The following is a 2,137-nucleotide window of genomic DNA, read 5'->3' as shown; positions in this document are numbered from 1 at the left end:
CCCACGACGGTAGCGGTACCACTCTGGTGCAGCCCTGGGTGCGTGCTCCACTAAAGGTACAGCGTCCGTTCTACCCAGAAGGACCCGAAATCTGTCACAGTGTCTTGCTGCACACGGCGGGAGGTGTGGTTGGGGGCGATCGCCTCTCCATCCAGCTTCAACTGCAACCTCAAGCGCGCGCGTTGATCACAACCGCCGCCGCTAGCAAGCTCTATCGCACCAACGGATTGCAGGCACAGCAAGCGGTTCAGGTTGAGGTTGCCGAAGGTGCCTGCTTAGAATGGCTCCCGCAGGAAACGATCGTCTTCGATCGTGCCCACTATCGTCAGACAATGCAGATCGATCTGGCTCCTGGCGCAACCTGGCTTGGTTGGGACATTACCCGCTTTGGACGCACCGCCAAAGGCGAACGGTTTACCAGCGGCGAGTGGCGATCGCACACAGAAGTCTGGCAAGCAGGCAATCCGCTGTGGGTCGATCGGCAGTGGCTTCCGGGTAGCGAAGAACTGATCAATAGTCCGCATGGACTCGCTGGATGCGGAGTGGTTGGCAGTTTTGCGTTTCTGGGTCAGTCGGTGGAACCAGAATTGGTTGAGAAAGCACGTCAGTTGTGGACGGGCGAGGGCGAAGTTGGCGTAACGCGATTGCGTTCTGGCAGTGCCTCCTCCGGAGAATCGGGTTTGCTCTGTCGCTATCGCGGCAACTCAACCTCCGAAGTGCGTTACTGGTTCACAGCCGTTTGGCACTTGATCCGCGTATCATTTCTAGGACAATCTGCTTGCATACCGAGAGTCTGGGGAGTGTAGATTACGATGCAACTAACGCCGCAAGAAAAAGACAAGCTGCTGATTTTTACTGCTGCACTGTTAGCAGAGCGCCGCAAAGAACGCGGCGTTAAACTCAACTATCCTGAGGCGATCGCATACATCACAGCGGCAATTTTGGAAGGGGCACGAGATGGACGATCGGTGTCTGACCTCATGAGCTACGGCACAACACTACTGACCCGTCAGGATGTGATGGACGGCATTGCTGAAATGATTCATGAAGTCCAAGTGGAAGCCACTTTTCCAGATGGCACCAAACTCGTTACTGTGCATAATCCAATTCAGTAAGCGAGTTGAATACCCAATCAGGAACGGAGGAGCGGATGATTCCAGGCGAAATGCTAATCGACGATGGCGAAATTGAGCTGAATGCAGGCAAAGAAACGACAACCGTGAGCGTGGCAAATACGGGCGATCGTCCGATTCAAGTTGGCTCTCACTTTCACTTTTATGAGATCAATGCGGCGCTACAGTTCGATCGTGAACAAACACGCGGACTGCGACTGGATATTCCGGCGGGAACGGCTGTCCGATTTGAACCGGGGGATGAACGGACGGTAACATTAATTCCTTTAGCAGGCAGCCGCGAAGTGTATGGATTCAACGCCAAAGTTGAAGGCGCACTCGACAGCAAAGGCAGCAAATCTAAGCGCAAGAAAAAATAGATCAATGTATCGCCTCTACAATTTTCCGCTTTCTGGAAATTGTTACAAAGTTCGCTTACTGCTAGCGCAACTTGGCACTCCGTTTGAGTGTGTCGATATTAATATTGTGCAGCAGGAAACACGACTACCAGCCTTTTTGCAGAAAAACCCAACTGGCAAAGTTCCGGTACTAGAAATTGCGCCGGAAAACTATTTGGTCGAATCAAACTCGATTTTGCTCTACTTAAGTGAAGGCACAGATTTTTTGCCGATCGATCGTCTGGAGCGCACCGAAGTTACTCAGTGGCTATTCTTTGAGCAGTACAGTTTAGGTGCTAATCTATCGCGTCCTCGGTTCTGGATTTCTGTCACCCAACAAGCAGAGCAGTTTGCGCCTATCATTGCCTATCATCAGGGATTGGGCAATGTGGCACTAGAGGTGCTGGAGCAACAGCTAAAAACGCGATCGTTTCTAGTCGCAGAACGCTACACGATCGCAGATACTGCGGTATTTGCCTACACGCACGTTGCTGAGCAAGGTGGGTATGATATGAGCCAGTTTCCAGCGATTCAAGCGTGGATTAAACGGGTTCAAGCTCAACCAAACTTTATTTCAATTGTGTAGACAAGCTGGGGCTACTTCGACTGTGGGCGATCGTGTGTCTC

Annotated in this window: 4 protein-coding genes; all 4 read left to right on the top strand. The window is 51.9% G+C overall.

Annotated elements, in window-relative coordinates; genetic code table 11:
* The coding region (locus H6F43_RS15045; RefSeq protein ID WP_190343546.1) for an urease accessory protein UreD at window positions 1-806 on the top strand (806 nt) is incomplete at its 5' end.
* 6 nt (window positions 807-812) lie between these two features.
* Window positions 813-1,115, top strand: a complete 303-nt coding sequence (ureA, locus tag H6F43_RS15040) for an urease subunit gamma (RefSeq protein WP_190343545.1) — start codon at window positions 813-815, stop codon at window positions 1,113-1,115.
* A 35-nt stretch (window positions 1,116-1,150) separates the two neighbouring features.
* Window positions 1,151-1,492 carry an urease subunit beta gene (locus tag H6F43_RS15035; protein ID WP_190343547.1) on the top strand — a complete coding sequence of 114 codons (342 nt, stop codon included), beginning with the start codon at window positions 1,151-1,153 and terminating at the stop codon, window positions 1,490-1,492.
* A gap of 4 nt (window positions 1,493-1,496) precedes the next feature.
* Complete coding sequence (locus H6F43_RS15030) at window positions 1,497-2,096, top strand: glutathione S-transferase family protein (protein ID WP_190343544.1); 600 nt, start codon at window positions 1,497-1,499, stop codon at window positions 2,094-2,096.
* Window positions 2,097-2,137 lie beyond the last annotated feature (41 nt).

This window comes from Leptolyngbya sp. FACHB-36 (assembly GCF_014695955.1).
GTDB lineage: Bacteria > Cyanobacteriota > Cyanobacteriia > Leptolyngbyales > Leptolyngbyaceae > FACHB-36.
Note: the sequence above shows the minus strand (reverse complement) of the source record. Positions and strands in the feature narration are given on the sequence as shown.

Excerpts from the sequence above, each read along its gene's own strand:
- ureA (WP_190343545.1), top strand. The coding sequence starts at position 813 with ATGCAACTAACGCCGCAAGAAAAAGACAAGCTGCTGATTTTTACTGCT.
- H6F43_RS15035 (WP_190343547.1), top strand. The coding sequence starts at position 1,151 with ATGATTCCAGGCGAAATGCTAATCGACGATGGCGAAATTGAGCTGAAT.
- H6F43_RS15030 (WP_190343544.1), top strand. The coding sequence starts at position 1,497 with ATGTATCGCCTCTACAATTTTCCGCTTTCTGGAAATTGTTACAAAGTT.